Origin of the sequence: Nocardia sp. CNY236 (genome assembly GCF_000482385.1) — a bacterium.
GTDB lineage: Bacteria > Actinomycetota > Actinomycetes > Mycobacteriales > Mycobacteriaceae > Nocardia.
Genome location: NZ_AXVD01000003.1, coordinates 241,198 through 255,736, shown reverse-complemented (window position 1 = coordinate 255,736; position 14,539 = coordinate 241,198). Strand labels below are relative to the sequence as shown.

12 protein-coding genes and 1 pseudogene are annotated in these 14,539 nt (G+C 65.6%); 5 read left to right on the top strand and 8 right to left on the bottom strand.

All coding sequences use genetic code 11. The annotated features are described in order from the left end of the window. Window positions 1–60: 60 nt before the first annotated feature. From K940_RS0104550 to rimP, 5 genes are all read right to left on the bottom strand, one after another. Complete coding sequence (locus K940_RS0104550) at window positions 61–351, bottom strand: DUF503 domain-containing protein (RefSeq protein WP_028476555.1); 291 nt, start codon at window positions 349–351, stop codon at window positions 61–63. A 67-nt stretch (window positions 352–418) separates the two neighbouring features. Next, window positions 419–3,442 carry a translation initiation factor IF-2 gene (gene infB / locus K940_RS26945; RefSeq protein ID WP_036527460.1) on the bottom strand — a complete coding sequence of 1,008 codons (3,024 nt, stop codon included), beginning with the start codon at window positions 3,440–3,442 and terminating at the stop codon, window positions 419–421. Between the two features lie 105 nt (window positions 3,443–3,547). Then, the gene (locus tag K940_RS31430) at window positions 3,548–3,853 is read right to left on the bottom strand and encodes a YlxR family protein (RefSeq protein ID WP_231390245.1); all 306 of its coding nucleotides are present in this window, start codon (window positions 3,851–3,853) and stop codon (window positions 3,548–3,550) included. Window positions 3,854–4,002: 149 nt separating this feature from the next. Then, window positions 4,003–5,031 (bottom strand): transcription termination factor NusA, encoded by a 1,029-nt coding sequence (gene nusA, locus K940_RS0104535; RefSeq protein ID WP_028476553.1) that lies wholly within the window; start codon window positions 5,029–5,031, stop codon window positions 4,003–4,005. Then, window positions 5,028–5,747 carry a ribosome maturation factor RimP gene (gene rimP / locus K940_RS0104530; RefSeq protein ID WP_028476552.1) on the bottom strand — a complete coding sequence of 240 codons (720 nt, stop codon included), beginning with the start codon at window positions 5,745–5,747 and terminating at the stop codon, window positions 5,028–5,030. The genes nusA and rimP overlap by 4 nt, the downstream gene beginning before the upstream one ends. Window positions 5,748–6,007: 260 nt before the next feature. On the opposite strand from rimP, the gene K940_RS0104525 reads away from it, so the two are divergent. Next, entirely contained in the window at window positions 6,008–6,505 is a 498-nt protein-coding gene (locus tag K940_RS0104525) for a hypothetical protein (protein WP_028476551.1), read from the top strand. Beyond that, complete coding sequence (locus tag K940_RS0104520; protein ID WP_028476550.1) at window positions 6,502–6,933, top strand: ferritin-like domain-containing protein; 432 nt, start codon at window positions 6,502–6,504, stop codon at window positions 6,931–6,933. Before K940_RS0104525 ends, K940_RS0104520 begins: the two co-directional genes overlap by 4 nt. A 107-nt stretch (window positions 6,934–7,040) precedes the next feature. On the opposite strand, the gene K940_RS0104515 is transcribed toward K940_RS0104520, so the two are convergent. Further along, the gene (locus K940_RS0104515) at window positions 7,041–7,661 is read right to left on the bottom strand and encodes a TetR/AcrR family transcriptional regulator (RefSeq protein ID WP_028476549.1); all 621 of its coding nucleotides are present in this window, start codon (window positions 7,659–7,661) and stop codon (window positions 7,041–7,043) included. Window positions 7,662–7,909: 248 nt separating this feature from the next. On the opposite strand from K940_RS0104515, the gene K940_RS0104510 reads away from it, so the two are divergent. Further along, window positions 7,910–8,839, top strand: a complete 930-nt coding sequence (locus K940_RS0104510; protein WP_028476548.1) for a metal-dependent hydrolase — start codon at window positions 7,910–7,912, stop codon at window positions 8,837–8,839. Further along, a pseudogene (locus K940_RS26940) lies at window positions 8,836–9,927 on the top strand (hypothetical protein); the annotation flags it as partial. The gene K940_RS0104510 and the pseudogene K940_RS26940, both read left to right, overlap by 4 nt. Before the next feature lie 259 nt (window positions 9,928–10,186). Here K940_RS26940 and K940_RS0104500 read toward each other — a convergent pair. Continuing rightward, window positions 10,187–11,938 carry an acyl-CoA dehydrogenase family protein gene (locus K940_RS0104500; protein ID WP_028476547.1) on the bottom strand — a complete coding sequence of 584 codons (1,752 nt, stop codon included), beginning with the start codon at window positions 11,936–11,938 and terminating at the stop codon, window positions 10,187–10,189. Between the two features lie 168 nt (window positions 11,939–12,106). On the opposite strand from K940_RS0104500, the gene yaaA reads away from it, so the two are divergent. Beyond that, a complete protein-coding gene (gene yaaA, locus K940_RS0104490; protein WP_028476546.1) occupies window positions 12,107–12,850 on the top strand; it encodes a peroxide stress protein YaaA in 744 nt (247 codons plus the stop codon). Between the two features lie 40 nt (window positions 12,851–12,890). On the opposite strand, the gene K940_RS0104485 is transcribed toward yaaA, so the two are convergent. Further along, window positions 12,891–14,351, bottom strand: a complete 1,461-nt coding sequence (locus K940_RS0104485) for an MFS transporter (RefSeq protein WP_028476545.1) — start codon at window positions 14,349–14,351, stop codon at window positions 12,891–12,893. Window positions 14,352–14,539: the final 188 nt, after the last annotated feature.

Genomic DNA, 14,539 nt, shown 5'->3' with positions numbered 1-14,539 from the left:
GGCGAAAGCATGGCGGCTCCATGGCCGGGCTCGGACAACGGTGTCCATCCGCCGCCTCGGTCAATCCTCGGGTCCGAAAACCCGGCGACGCACCGCCAGCAACTCTAGTTCCGGGCGCGCTGCGACATGCCGCTCACATTTGTCGAGCACCTTGGTCAGATGATCCATGTCGGCACAGACCATGGCCACGCCCAGCAACGACCGGCGATACAGGTCGTGTTCCCCACCTTCGGTGGCACTGACCCCGAAACGCTGTAGCTCGGCCACGATCGGCCGAATCACCGAACGCTTCTGCTTCAGTGAATGCACATCGCCGAGCAGCACATCGAACTCCAGTGCACCCAGGTACACCTACACCCCTCGAATGGTTCGGACGAACGGTCCGGACATCACAATGCCCGGACCCCGTCTCGGACTATCAGTCGCGCGGCTTCTCACGCAGCTCGTACGCCTCGATGACGTCGCCTTCCTTGATGTCGGAATAGGAGACAGTCATACCACACTCGAAGCCTTCACGGACCTCGGTGACGTCGTCCTTTTCACGGCGCAACGAGGCGATCGTCATGGTCTCGGCAATCACCACGTTGTCGCGGAGCAAGCGCGCCTTCGCGTTGCGCTTGACCGAACCCGAGGTGACCATACATCCGGCGATATTGCCGACCTTCGACGAACGGAAGATCGCCCTGATCTCGGCACGACCCAGCTCGACCTCTTCGTAGATCGGCTTGAGCATGCCCTTGAGCGCCTTCTCGATCTCGTCGATGGCCTGGTAGATCACCGAGTAGTACCGGATGTCCACACCCTCGCGGCTGGCCAGCTCGGTGGCCTTGCCTTCGGCGCGAACGTTGAATCCGATGATGATCGCATTCGAGGCCGAAGCCAGGTTGACATTGGTCTCGGTGACGCCACCGACACCACGGTCGATGACACGCAACCGCACTTCGTCGTCCACCTCGATACCGAGCAGCGCTTCTTCGAGCGCCTCGACGGTACCGGAGTTGTCGCCCTTGAGGATCAGGTTCAGCTCGCTGGTTTCCTTCAGCGCGGCATCCAGATCTTCCAGGCTGATCCGCTTGCGGCTGCGGGCCGCCAGCGCATTGCGCTTGCGCGCATTGCGCCGGTCTGCGATCTGGCGTGCGATGCGATCCTCGTCGACCACGAGGAGGTTGTCTCCCGCGCCCGGCACCGACGTGAAGCCGATGACCTGTACCGGCCGCGACGGCAGCGCGCCATCGACATCCTCACCGTGCTCATCGACCATGCGACGCACACGACCGTAGGCATCACCGGCGACGATCGAATCGCCCACCCGCAGCGTGCCGCGCTGCACCAGGACCGTGGCGACCGGCCCTCGACCGCGGTCGAGGTGCGCTTCGATGGCCACACCTTGGGCATCCATGTCCGGGTTCGCCCGCAGATCGAGAGCGGCGTCCGCGGTGAGCAAGACCGCCTCGAGCAGCGCCTCGATATTGGTCCCCTGCTTGGCGGAGATGTCCACGAACATGGTGTCGCCACCATATTCCTCGGAGATCAAGCCGTACTCGGTGAGTTGCTGGCGAATCTTCTGCGGGTTGGCTCCCTCTTTGTCGATCTTGTTGACCGCCACCACGATCGGCACATCCGCAGCCTGCGCGTGGTTGATCGCCTCCACGGTCTGCGGCATGACGCCGTCGTCGGCAGCGACCACGAGGATTGCGATGTCGGTGGCCTTCGCACCGCGAGCACGCATGGCGGTGAACGCCTCGTGACCCGGAGTGTCGATGAAGGTGATCAGCCGGTCTTCCTCACCCAGGTGGGTGAGGACCTGGTATGCGCCGATGTGCTGTGTGATGCCGCCGGCCTCGCCCTCGCGGACATTGGCCTTGCGGATCGTGTCCAGCAGTCGGGTCTTGCCGTGGTCGACGTGACCCATGACGGTCACGACCGGCGGACGCTGCTCGAGATCTTCTTCGCCGCCCTCGTCCTCGCCGTAGGTCAGGTCGAACGACTCCAGCAGTTCGCGGTCCTCGTCCTCGGGACTGACCACGTGCACCACGTAGTTCATCTCGCCGCCGAGCAGCTCGAGCGTCTCGTCGTTCACCGACTGGGTCGCAGTGACCATCTCGCCGAGATTGAACAGCGCCTGGACCAACGCAGCCGGGTTGGCATCGATCTTCTCGGCGAAATCGGACAGCGATGCGCCCCGAGCGAGCCGAATGATCTCACCGTTTCCGCGTGGCAGCCGCACACCACCCACGGCTGGCGCCTGCATCGAGTCGTACTCTTGGCGCTTCTGCCGCTTCGACTTACGACCACGCCGCGGAGCCCCACCGGGACGACCGAACGCACCTGCTGCGCCGCCACGGCCACCGGGACCACCGGGACGACCGCCGCCACCGGGACGACCGCGGAAGCCCCCGGCCGTACCGGTCCCGGGCCCGCCGGCGCCGGAACCGCCGCCGCGATAGCCACCGCCACCACCGCCACCGGGACGACCCGTGCCGGCGCCACCGGGACGACCCGGGCGACCCGATCCCGGACCCGGGCGCGCTGCTCGCGACGGCATTGCACCAGGACTCGGACGGGGAGGCATCGAACCGGGGCTCGGACGGGGACCACCGGGACGCGGACCACCCTGACCCGATGCCGGACGGCCGCCCTGCGCCGAGCCGGGGCGAGGCCCACCCTGCGCGGGACCCGGGCGAGGGCCGCCCTGCGCGGGACCCGGGCGAGGCCCACCCTGCGCCGGACCCGGGCGAGGGCCGCCCTGCGCCGGACCCGGGCGAGGCCCACCCTGCGCCGGACCGGGACGCGGACCGGGTGTCGGCCGCTGCGCTGGACGCTCGGGAGCGGAGGAATACGGGTTGTTGCCTACGCGCGGAGTCTTCGGACCCGGGCGGGGACCAGGTGTGGCACCTGGGCGCGGCCCGCCAGGAGTCGGCCCGCCCGAGCGCTGCTGACTCGGACGGGGACCGCCTGGCGTCGGACGAGGACCCGCAGGAGCCGGCGCGGAACCGGTGTTCGCACCCGCCACCGAGTCACGTGCTGCGGGCTTCGACGCCGGAGCTGGTCCCGGACGGGCAGCAGAGCCCGGCTTCGCGACCGGGGAGTCGCCAGGACGCGGGGCGGGACGGCTCGAGTCGCGCGCAGCGGGCGCCGCCGGGCTGGGCGCGGCCGAGCCAGGTGTCGGAGCCGATGGGCGTGGGCCGGGCCGAGGACCCCCCGTAGGCTTCGTGCCCGAACGCACCGATGACGCGGGACCGGGGCGTGCTCCCGGCTTGACACCGTTCGACGGTGAAGATTTCGCCGCGAACGACTCACGCAACCGACGCGCGACGGGAGCTTCCACCGTCGATGACGCCGACTTCACGAACTCGCCCTGCTCCTTGAGCGTCGCGAGTAGTTCCTTGCTTGTGACACCGAGTTCTTTCGCCAACTCGTGCACGCGGGCCTTGCCTGCCACTGCTCTCCTCACTGAGAGGTCGAGCAGCTCCGCCGGTGAAGCGGCGGCCCACACGACCTCGGGTTATCTCCGATGGACGTTCATCGTTGGTACTTCACGGTGTGCTCATGAGTGCTCGTGCCTGTTCTCGAGGTATTGCTCCAGGGCCGAGATATCCAGATGTCCGGACACTCGTAGTGCTCTGCCGATTGCTCGGCGCCGCTCTGCCGTGCTCAGACAAGCCGAAAAGGGGTGCAACCACGCACCCCGTCCGGGAAGTCTGCGCCGCGGATCGGGAACGATCTCGACGACTCGGGAACCGTTTCCGGTCTCCGTGCCCCGAGCCACGATCCGCAACAGATCGACGGCCAGTTCACGCCTTCGACATCCGATGCACGTCCGTATCGGAGCGGCGTGGCGTGGGCGCGCCAGCTGCTGCTCGCTGCTACGGTCGGACACAGGATCCGAGGGCTCGTACTGAACCTTGGAACACTCTACCGCTGAATCGCTCCGATCGCCGAACCCCTCCCCTGCTGACGTTACCAACATGTCACTGCGCACCCTCTGCGGGCGGGCTCCGGTCAATTCCGGTGAGCCTCCGTGCGCATGGATCCCCCCAGGTCGGGAGCCGCGTCGCTGCGGATGTCGATGCGCCAACCAGTCAGTCGTGCAGCCAAACGCGCGTTCTGTCCTTCCTTCCCGATGGCCAACGACAGCTGGAAGTCCGGGACCACGACACGGGCTGCGTGCGCCTCTGCATCAACGATTGTGACCGAAACCACTTTCGACGGCGACAGGGCATTACCGACGAAGGTGGCCGGATCCGGGGCGTAGTCGATGATGTCGATCTTCTCGCCGGCCAACTCGCTCATCACGTTGCGTACTCGCTGACCCATCGGACCGATGCAGGCACCCTTGGCGTTGACGCCGGACACCGTGGAACGCACGGCGATCTTGGAGCGGTGCCCGGCCTCGCGTGCCACAGCGATGATCTCCACCGAGCCATCGGCGATCTCGGGCACCTCCAGAGCGAACAGTCGCCGTACCAGGTTCGGGTGGGTACGCGACAACGTGATCTGTGGGCCGCGGGCGCCGCGGGAAACGCCGACCACATAGCACTTGATCCGATCCCCGTGTTCATAGGTCTCGCCCGGCACCTGTTCTGCCGGCGGAATCAACCCCTCGGCGCCGTGGAGTTCACTGCCGATGCGCACCACGACCGTGCCGCGGGCGTTGGCTCGCGCGTCGCGCTGCACCACACCGCCGACGATGTCTCCTTCGTGCGTGGAGAACTCGCCGAAGGACTTCTCGTTCTCCGCGTCTCGCAGCCGCTGCAACACCACCTGCCGCGCCGTCGTCGCCGCGATCCGGCCGAATCCCTCAGGGGTGTCGTCCCACTCCGAGATCACATTGCCATCGGCGTCCAACTCGCGGGCCAACACCCGCACCACGCCGGTCTTCTGGTTGATTTCGATACGCGCGTTGGCTTGATGACCCTGGGTGTGGCGATACGCGGTGAGCAGCGCCGACTCGATCGCGGAGATCACCGTCTCGATCGAGATCCCTTTATCGGCGACGATCGCACGTAGGGCTTCGATTTCGATGTTCATTCCACGATCCCTTCGGTCGGCGAATCGGACGCTGTCGGTGATTCGGGTTGCGCATTCGGTATTCCTCGCAGCACGCCGCTGTCCGCGGAGGGCAGCACGCCGCTGTCCGCGGAGGGCAGCACGCCGCTGTCCGCGGAGGTCTCGACCACGACGTCGTCTTCCCTGCCGGGGACCGGTCGCCCGGCCACGACTCCACCGGCGAGCTCGAGCTCTCGCGCTCCGGGCGGGGAGAATTCCGCCTGCACGACAGCGCTGGTGATATCGGCCAGCGGGATGGTCACCCGACGCGGGTTTCGTTTGCCGCCCAGGACCAGCGTCACCGCATCGGCGGCCAGGGCACCGATCCTGGCCTCGAAAGTCGTCGGCCCTTCGGGCGGCCGCACCCCGTCGCGCAGCACGATCCGCGCCTTGCGTCCCTGCGCCCGGCGCCAGTGCCGGTCGGCGATCAGCGGACGCTCGATTCCCGGGGTGGAAACTTCCAGCAGATAGGCCGTCTCACCGAAATCCCCGGCATCGTCCAGCGCAGCCGAAAGCTCGGTACTGAGCGCGGCGATGGAATCGAGATCGGAGGTGTCGCTGTCCACGGTCACCTGCACCCGCGCCTGCGCCTCACGGCGCCCCACCGCTGAAATCTCGACACCTTCGAGATCGAATCCTCGGCGTGCGACGAGACCAGCAACGAGCTGGCTCACCCTCTCCTCGGTCGGCATCGGCATATGGGCGGCTCCTGGTTCAGTTGTGACGCGGCGGGGATTTCTCTACCGAAGGTCTAGCGTAACGCGCCACGAGAGTGTAATGGTCCAGCGGTCGAACAGTTCGCGCGCCACAACGAACGCTTCGTCCGCTGGCGTAGGGATCTGGCACGATGGTGCCCGTGCCCCTCCGCCTTTCCCCCGCTTCGGATGCTCAGCGCACATCCGGCATCACGCCACATGCCGCGCGCACAGCGCGTACGAGTTCCGATCGGCACAGGCCCGTGGTAGACAGGCGCAGCGCTCTCCGACTTGCCGGCAGTGGTGCGGTCGGCGTGCTCACCCTGGCCGCCCTCGCCGGCTGCGCCGAAGGCGACACGGTCCACGAGCCCGATCCCCTTGCCGCACAGGAGGCGCTGGCTCGCGCCGATGCCGCCGCGGCGACCGCAGCCATCGCGGTCGAGCCGGCGCGGCACAGCGCGTTGAGCACGGTCGCAGCCGAGCGAACTGCGCACGCAGATGCGTTGCGCGCCGAGACCGTGCGCGTCATCGGTGTCTATGCCGACGGCACCACACCAACACACCTCACCAGCGAATCGGACCCGACGACCGTGCCCCCGAGCGACGCCGGTGCACGGAGTATCGAATCGTTGCGCACCCAGCTGATGGCGTCTGGGCAGTCGGCAGCGGAGCTGGCTCGGACCCTGTCCGGATATCGGGCCGGTCTACTCGCCTCGATCGGCGCCGCCTGCGCCGCCCAGGTAGAGGTGTTGTTGCCATGACCGAGGCCGAACGCCAGGCGTTGGAGAACGCACTGATCGCCGAGCACGGCGCGATATTCGCCTACGGGGTAGTCGCCGCCTACGCTGCGCCGGGGCGCGCTGCATTGGTCGCCGAGCACACCGCCGCGCATCGCGCCCGACGTGATGCCACGGCCGACACACTCGCCGAGAGTGGCACGACGCCGCACCCCGACGCCGCGTATCTGGCGCCGTTCCCGGTCACCGACCCGGTCTCGGCCGCTCGGTTGGCAACCGCCGTGGAGTCCGACACCGCCGTCGCTTGGCGAGCGGTGGTCGAGCGAAGCTCGTCGGAGACCATCCGGGGCTCGGGCATCGACGCGCTCACCGATGCCGCGGTGCGGCTGGCGACGTGGCAATCGATCCTCGGCACGAATCCGACTACCGTCGCCTTTCCTGGCTCGTCCTGACGGGTACGGCGCGCCTGGGAGGCGTAGCTTGTCGTGTCGAGCCCGACACGACAAGCACGACACGACAAGCACGACACGACGAGTCCGACACAGCCACGAGCGGCGCGTCACACCCGCACAGCGGGCTGTGCCTGCGCAAGAATCGCGCCCCCCATCCAGCGGCGTAGATACCGCCGCAGGTCGTCGTCGCTTCGCGGCGGATTGCCAGGGGACACGAAGAAAGACTGCATGGTTCGCAGCAAGTACTCGACGAGTTCGCGTAACGACGCTTCGCCGTATCCGTAACTGTCCCAATCGACATCGAAGCGTCTGATCATCGTCGCCCCGAACAGCTGCGCTTCGTCCGAAACGAGTCCGTCGGGATGGGCGTTCGAATACGAGCCGGAAAGCAGAATGCCGAGATGGGGAGTACGGCGCACGTCGGCAAGTGTGTACACCACACCCTCGGTCAATGCGTCGACCGGGTCCTCGATACCGCGCACGTGCTGGGCCAAGCGATCGAGGAAGCTGTCCACCGACGCGATCGCGGCGGCCTTCATCAATGTCTCCGCACTCGGGAAATACCGATAGACCGTTTGGCGAATGACGCCCAGCGATTCCGCCACGTCGGCGATGCTGATCGCCGCTCCCGTCCGCCCGATCAAATCGACTGCGGCGGCGACGATGCGCTGAGCGGCCTCGTCGTCACTACTCGGCGGGCTTCCGCCCCACCCGCGCCTTCCTGCCACAGTCCGCTTCCTCGGCTCGACGTTGTCTGCGCCTGCAAAACCTCCGAACGGCCGGCTCGTCGACGTCTTCATCGGCCGGCCGACCGTATCACGCTCCCGTACGGCTCCCATGACTGCGGACCCCTTCCGCATTCACGAATTCAATCATACATTCCATCCATCAGTTGTATGATTTGTCTGATATCGGGCTTCGCCGAATCCGAACGTCCGCAACAGCCGAATGATCGTCGACAACGAGGTGTGACCACATGACCGAACTCCATGTCCGAAAGATGCGATTCGGCTTCGCGGACTACGACGTGCCCTATCTATGGAACGAGGAGAATCCGGCGTTCTCGTCCATGGCCAACGCGGTGTCCTTCCTGGCAATCGGCTTCGAGAAGATGGTCGTGAACATGGTTCGGGAGGCGATACCGCTGATCTCGGACCCGGAGGTGGTCGAGGAAGCCGACGCCTTCATGCGCCAGGAGGGACAACACTCCACGGCCCACCGCCAGCATGTCAGCGGCCTGATCAAGCGATACCCGGGGTTGCAGGAGACACTCGACAACGTGATCGCGCAGTTCGATCACCTGACGAGCACCACTCCCGTCGACTATCGACTCGCCTACACCGCCGATCTGGAGGCAACCTTCACGCCGGTGTTCAAATTGATGCTGGACAACGACGCGTCACTCTTCCGCCCCGGAGATGATCGCGTTGCCTCCTTGTTCATCTGGCATTTCGTCGAAGAAGTCGAACACCGAAGCTCCGCACTCATCATCTTCCAATCCGCGATCGGCAGCGACCTGTACCGAATGCGTATGGCGCCCTCGATCTTTCGGCATGTGATGCGGGTCATTCGGGTGGCGTGCGAAGGCTTCAACGAGCACGTTCCTCTGGCAGACCGCAGGATCGACGCTTTGGCGATGTTTGCGTCGTATCGCTACATGCAGCGGCTACGCACCTGGTTGCCAATGCTGCGGGCGCACGACCACGGCCCGATGGCGCGCGCATTCGACCATCTGCCGCTGCGCGAGCAACTCGTCGCCTTGACCGGAATAGTCCGCAGTCAGCTACCGAACCACAACCCGGGCCACGAAAAATTGCCCGCACTGGCCAGCGAGTGGTTCGAACGCCATGCAGCCGGATATGACGTCACGCGGTGGTACACAGCGGCCAAGGAGTCGAATCGATGACCGATCGTTGCGCATCCACCTTCGACCGGCTCTCGACCGAGCTCGGCTTCTCCTGTGAAGAGGCCGGAGGACTCGTCGAGATACGAAACCCAGCGGCGCTGGAGAACTGGACCCTGCCCGTCCTGGAATTCACGATCGTCATCGGAGCGGTCCTCGCGCTCGTCTACGCGATCGTGCGCCTACGCCGGCACGGAGATCCCACCAACCTCGTGCTCTGGTTCGGCGCGAGTGCCTACTTGTTCGTCATCGAGCCCCCGTTGTACTTCCCCGCGGCGTTCGGCATCGACGCGCACGTGGACACCATGTTCGTGCACAATGTCTTCACCGTGGAGTTCTTGTGGGGCCGACTCCCGCTCTATATCGTCGCGTTCTACCCGTTCATGGCGACCATCGCCTTCGAAATAGTTAGAATGCTGGGAATATTCCGTCGATACGGGGTCGTGTTGGGCGCTGCTTGCGTAGGTTTCGTCCACCACGCGTTCTATGAGATCTTCGATCACCTCGGCCCGCAATTGCGCTGGTGGGCATGGTCGACCGATCACCCGATCAACCAGCCGATGTTCGATTCGGTACCGCTGCCGAGCGTGGTCGTCTTCGCTGCGTTGTGGCCCATGTCTCTGGCGTTGTGCGTCCAATTCTTCGTCGGACGCCATGTCGATGCAGGGCGAACGTTCTCCGGATTGCAACTGGTATGGCGGACCGCGGTCATCGGCGTGCTCGCTTCGCTGGGCACCGCGATACTGCCGCTTCCGGCAACGGTATTCGGGATGGGGTCCACCACCGTGCGCGGCGTACTCTACGCCGCCGAACTGGTCGTCGTCTCCGTTGTCGCTGTGGCGATACTGTCGCGTCAGTGGCTGCGGCTACGACGCGACGACCACGCAGAGCAACCGCGCTACACCAACAGGTTCGTCCAAGTCTACGGCGCGGTGTACCTGGGCGTGATGGCGCTGCTATGGGTGACCGCGTTGCCGGACTTCTTCGATGCCACAGCGGGTTCGACACCGCAGGGCACTCCCGTCGGCAACCTCTGGTACACCGTGGCGTGCTTCGCCGTGGCGATACTCTGTCTGCTCGCCACGCTGAGCAAGCAGACAGAGGACACCAGCGTTTCTCTCGACCAGCGCAGGCGACGCTGGCTCGGCAGCCAAGACAACCGATATGCCGCGGCGGGGTCCGGCGGCGGCTACAGCTACGGTGGCGGCCACAGCGACGGTGGCGACGGTGGCGGTCACAGCGGCGGTGGCGACGGTGGCGGCCACAGCGGCGGTGGCGGCGACGGCGGGGGTGGCGGCGGAGGTTGATTCCGGCGCCTCCCGAGTCGAGGTACGGGCGAAAGGCGGACTCCTACAGTCGCATCTCGTAGGCGCCGTTGTAGGAGGCCACTTCCGCCCACACGCGGTCGAAGCGCTGACGGTCGTCCACCGGCCGTCGCAGTGCGGATACCGCCCAGCCTTGCTGGTCCGCGGTAGCCGATGGCTTGCCGTACAACGTGGTGGCGTGCAGGTTGAAATCGCGGATCTGGAAGTCGAAGATCTGGTCGACCGATGCATCGTCCAGATCGGTGAGCGCAGCCTGCTCCAGAATCAATTGGCCATAGACCACCAGAGAGAACAGATGGCCGATGGTCAGCATGAAGTCCAGATCCTTCTGCTGGTCGGCGTCGGGCGCTGCGGTCGTCAATAACGAACGCAGCGCCTGCGCCTGCTCGAAGAACCGTCCTACATTGGGGATGTGGGCATGCTCGGCGTAGCTGGCGGTCCAGTCGGCGAACTGCACCTTGCCCGCGCCGCGCGCCGGGCCCTGCCGCCAGAAGAATGCGTCGTCGGACGCATCCTGCCGAGTCCCGATCTCCGGGTAGTCCTTCGGATTGAACAGATAGTTCGGCATGAACTTCAGGATCTGACCGACGTTCACGTGTACCGTGCCCTCCAGTCGAGGCAAGGTGTCGATCATTCGCCGTACCTCGGCGAAATAGGTGTTCTTCTCGAACCCTTTGGCGGCCAGGACATCCAGTAGCAACGTCATGACCGTCTCGCCCTCGGAGGTCACCTTGGATTTGGTCATCGGGTTGAACAGCAAATAGCGCCGGTCGTCCAGGCTTGCGCTGCGGAAATAGTCGATGGCACGGTCGCTGAACAACTTCATCGCGAGAATACGCGTGTAGGCGTCGACGAAATTGGTGCGCACGTGCGGAAACTCGGTGACCGCGTGACCGTAGAGAACGCGATTGTCGGCATGTGTGATCGCCTCGTAGAAGGCGTGCTCGACCATGCCGATGCCGCCGTGGCAGAGATTGAACTTGCCGACGTTGACCGTGTTCAGCGCTGCCGAGAACGCCTCCGGGCCGGTGTGCAGGATGTCCTCGGCGCGAACCGGATAGTTGTCCAGCCGGAAGGTGCTGACGTACATCTGCTCGTGCACGACATTGCCCAGCAGGCGGTAGTTCTCGTGACGCGAGTCAGCGACGAACCACACATAGGCGTCCGCGCCGTCGAGATCGGCACGTCGGGAGAACACCGACACCATACTGGCGACATTGCCGTTTCCGATGTAGTACTTCTCGCCGTTGGCGCGGAACAGAATACCGGCCTCGGCATCAGCGCTTCCGGGTTCGGTCGGGGTGAGCACCAGATCGGTGTTGTAGATGTCGGCGCCATGCGTCTGTTCGGACAGACCGAATGCCATCACCTCACCAGCGGACAGATCCGTCGCGGCACGCTTCTTGGCGTCCTCGTTGTCGCTCTGCCAGATCGGGCCGAGACCGAGAATCGTCACCTGCTCGGCATACCAATACGCCAAGCCATAGAACCCGAAAATCTCGGACAAGGCCGCGTTGCGGGCGGCGTCCCAGCGCCGATCGGGGTCGCCCTCGGCATAGGCCGCGGGAGTGAGGAACGTAGCGAACAGCTTCTCTTTCTTCACGAAGTCGAGGAAGTCGGCCGTCCACACCGCATCTGCATCGTCTGCGAGCAGTCGCTGCTTACCCCGACTTTCGAACCATTCGATCGTGGCGCGCAGCAACCGGCGCGTCTCGGCGTCGAACTGGTGCGGGTCGTAGCCGGCGGGGTTGAACAGGCGCGCGGGGGTGCTTGTCATGGTGGTTAACTTACCAGCGGGTAGCCGCCGCGTGGACGGGGCGCGTCGATCTCGCAGCAGCGAACGTGGATTCTGTTCACGACAGCGTCGGACCTGTACGGCAACTCCATGCACTGCACCGGTATGCCGACGCCGATCGCCGGTCGTGACGCACTACCGTAGTGGCCCATGCTGGTGTTGTTGCCTCCGTCCGAACGGAAATCCGACGGCGGCGCCGGGGCGCCCCTCGCTCTGGACTCGCTGGCGATGCCCCAGCTCGGCGCAGTTCGTGAGCAACTGCTCGACGAGCTGATCCGGCTTGCCGCCGACCCGGACCGCGCCCGCGTGGCGCTGAAGTTGGGCGCCGGGGCGCATGCCGAGATCGTCCGCAACGCGGCCCTGCGTACCTCCCCCACCCGCCCGGCGCTGGATCGCTACTGCGGTGTGCTCTACGACGCACTGGATGCGCCCTCGTTCACCACTGGGCAACGGGCCAAGGCGCACGCTCGGTTGGCCATCGGCTCGGCCTTGTTCGGCGCCGTCCGCGCGGGTGACTCGATTCCCGCCTATCGGCTGTCGGGCAACACCGTCCTGCCCAGCGTGGGCTCGCTGTCGGCACTGTGGCGCAAGGACCTGACCGCCGCACTACACGCCGAGACAGCCGGCGATCTCGTGGTCGACCTGCGCTCCGGAATCTATCGGCAACTCGGCCGACTACCCGATGCGGTGACGGTGAACGTGCTCACCGAAGCCCCGGACGGCGCACGCACAGTGCTGAGTCACTTCAACAAGCGCTACAAGGGCTTGCTGGCTCGCTCGCTCGTGCTCACGAGGGCCGAGCCCGTCGACGTGCGTGGTGTCGCCCGGGTGGCGAGCAGAGCTGGGCTGCGCGCCGAGATCGTTTCACCCACAGAACTGGCGATCATCGTCTGAACGTCTACGGTTCCCATAGGCCTGTTCGGGACGCCGCGGCTCATGTTTGTTGGGCCTCTTCTTGCGCATGCTGTGCCTTCGCCAACTGCTCTGGCGTGAAACGCAATGTCAGTGCGACCAGTCCGGCCGCGACTGCGAGCATGGCGCACATGAACAGCACCAGGGTGTAGCCGCTGCTGAGCGCTGCGATCTCTTCTGGTGTCATATCTGCGACCGGTCCGGTTCTGCCGCCGAGCGAGAGTGTGCGCGAGGCGGCGACCGGCGCGAGCAGACCGATGACGATCGGTGCCGCGAGGTTCATGAACATTTGCCCGACCGCGGCCAGCGGGCCGATATCGTTCGGCGGCACTCCGACGAGGACGCACAATGGGGCGAGCACCATCGCCACGCCGACTCCGATGCCGATGCCGATCAGCAGCGGCAACAGTGTCGTGACATAGCCGACGCCATGGTCGAGCGTGGAACCGAACAACAGCCCCACGCCGAGGATGGCGGCTGCGGCCGCAAGTAGCCACCGTGGCGCGACGAACAGCGCTGATTTGGATGCCAGCGCACCGCCGACGCCGATGCCGATGGTGAACGGGATGGCCGCCAGCCCAGCCTGCAGAGGTCCGTACCCCACGACGTTCTGCATGAACTGCGCCACGAAGAATGTCATCGCCCCGAGCATGCCTCCGGCCAAGAAGATCAGCAGGAACGTGGCGACGCGATCACGGCTGTCGAACAGCGACCACGGCAGCAGCGGATCCTTCTCCCGGCCCTCCACCACCACGAACACGGCCAACAGCACGACACCAGCGATCAACGCACCCACGATGGCGGGGTGGCCCCACCCCAACTCCGGCCCTTCGGTCGCGCCGAACACGATGGCGGTGCACGCGATGGTGCCGAGTATCGCACCCGGCACGTCCAGCGCGGCACGATGGTGTTCGGTATCGGCGAGCTCGCGTACCGCGCCGAGAATGATCAACAATCCGATCGGGACATTGATCAGGAAGATCCACCGCCACGACAACTGGGTCAACGCGCCGCCGACCACCAAACCACCGACCGAGCCGACACCGACCATTGAACCGACGATTGCGATCGCTTGATTGCGCGCCTTCCCGGGCGCGAATGTCGTAGCCACCAGCGCGAACGCGGTCGGCGCGGCGACGGCCGCGCCCGCGCCCTGGACGGCGCGAGCCGCGAGCAGCATGGCTTCGTTCTGCGCGAGCCCACACACCAACGACGCCAGGGTGAACAACGCCACGCCAGCAATCAGCATGCGCTTACGCCCCCAGGTGTCGCCCAGGCGCCCGCCAAGCAGCATCAATCCAGCAAAGGTAAGCCCATAGGAGGTCACCGTCCAGGTGCTTCCCGCGCTGGACAGGCCCATCTCGGCTTGCAGCCGCGGCAGCGCGAAGATCACCACGGTGCCATCGAGCACCACCATGAGCTGCAATCCGCTCAGAACCAGAATGGCGAGCCCAAAGGCCCGCTGCGTCACGGGATACTGCATCGTCGCAGCGGGATCGGATAGCACGGTGAGTCACTGTAGCCGAAACATCGATCAACCCTACTATTCGAAATAGGTCCGCTGATCAGGGATGATCCACCATGCACCAGCCGAAACCGCAGGTGCGTCGCAGCGTCGCAGCCGATGATCTCGAGGTTCTGCCGCTCCAATTCAGCGCCAGCCGGGCCCGC

What these genes read in the sequence shown, in the direction of transcription:
- K940_RS0104510 (WP_028476548.1), top strand. Translation starts at nt 7,910, where the DNA reads ATGACCGAACTCCATGTCCGAAAGATGCGATTCGGCTTCGCGGACTAC.
- rimP (WP_028476552.1), bottom strand. Translation starts at nt 5,747, where the DNA reads ATGCCGATGCCGACCGAGGAGAGGGTGAGCCAGCTCGTTGCTGGTCTC.
- K940_RS0104500 (WP_028476547.1), bottom strand. Translation starts at nt 11,938, where the DNA reads ATGACAAGCACCCCCGCGCGCCTGTTCAACCCCGCCGGCTACGACCCG.
- K940_RS0104485 (WP_028476545.1), bottom strand. Translation starts at nt 14,351, where the DNA reads ATGCAGTATCCCGTGACGCAGCGGGCCTTTGGGCTCGCCATTCTGGTT.
- K940_RS0104520 (WP_028476550.1), top strand. Translation starts at nt 6,502, where the DNA reads ATGACCGAGGCCGAACGCCAGGCGTTGGAGAACGCACTGATCGCCGAG.
- yaaA (WP_028476546.1), top strand. Translation starts at nt 12,107, where the DNA reads ATGCTGGTGTTGTTGCCTCCGTCCGAACGGAAATCCGACGGCGGCGCC.
- nusA (WP_028476553.1), bottom strand. Translation starts at nt 5,031, where the DNA reads ATGAACATCGAAATCGAAGCCCTACGTGCGATCGTCGCCGATAAAGGG.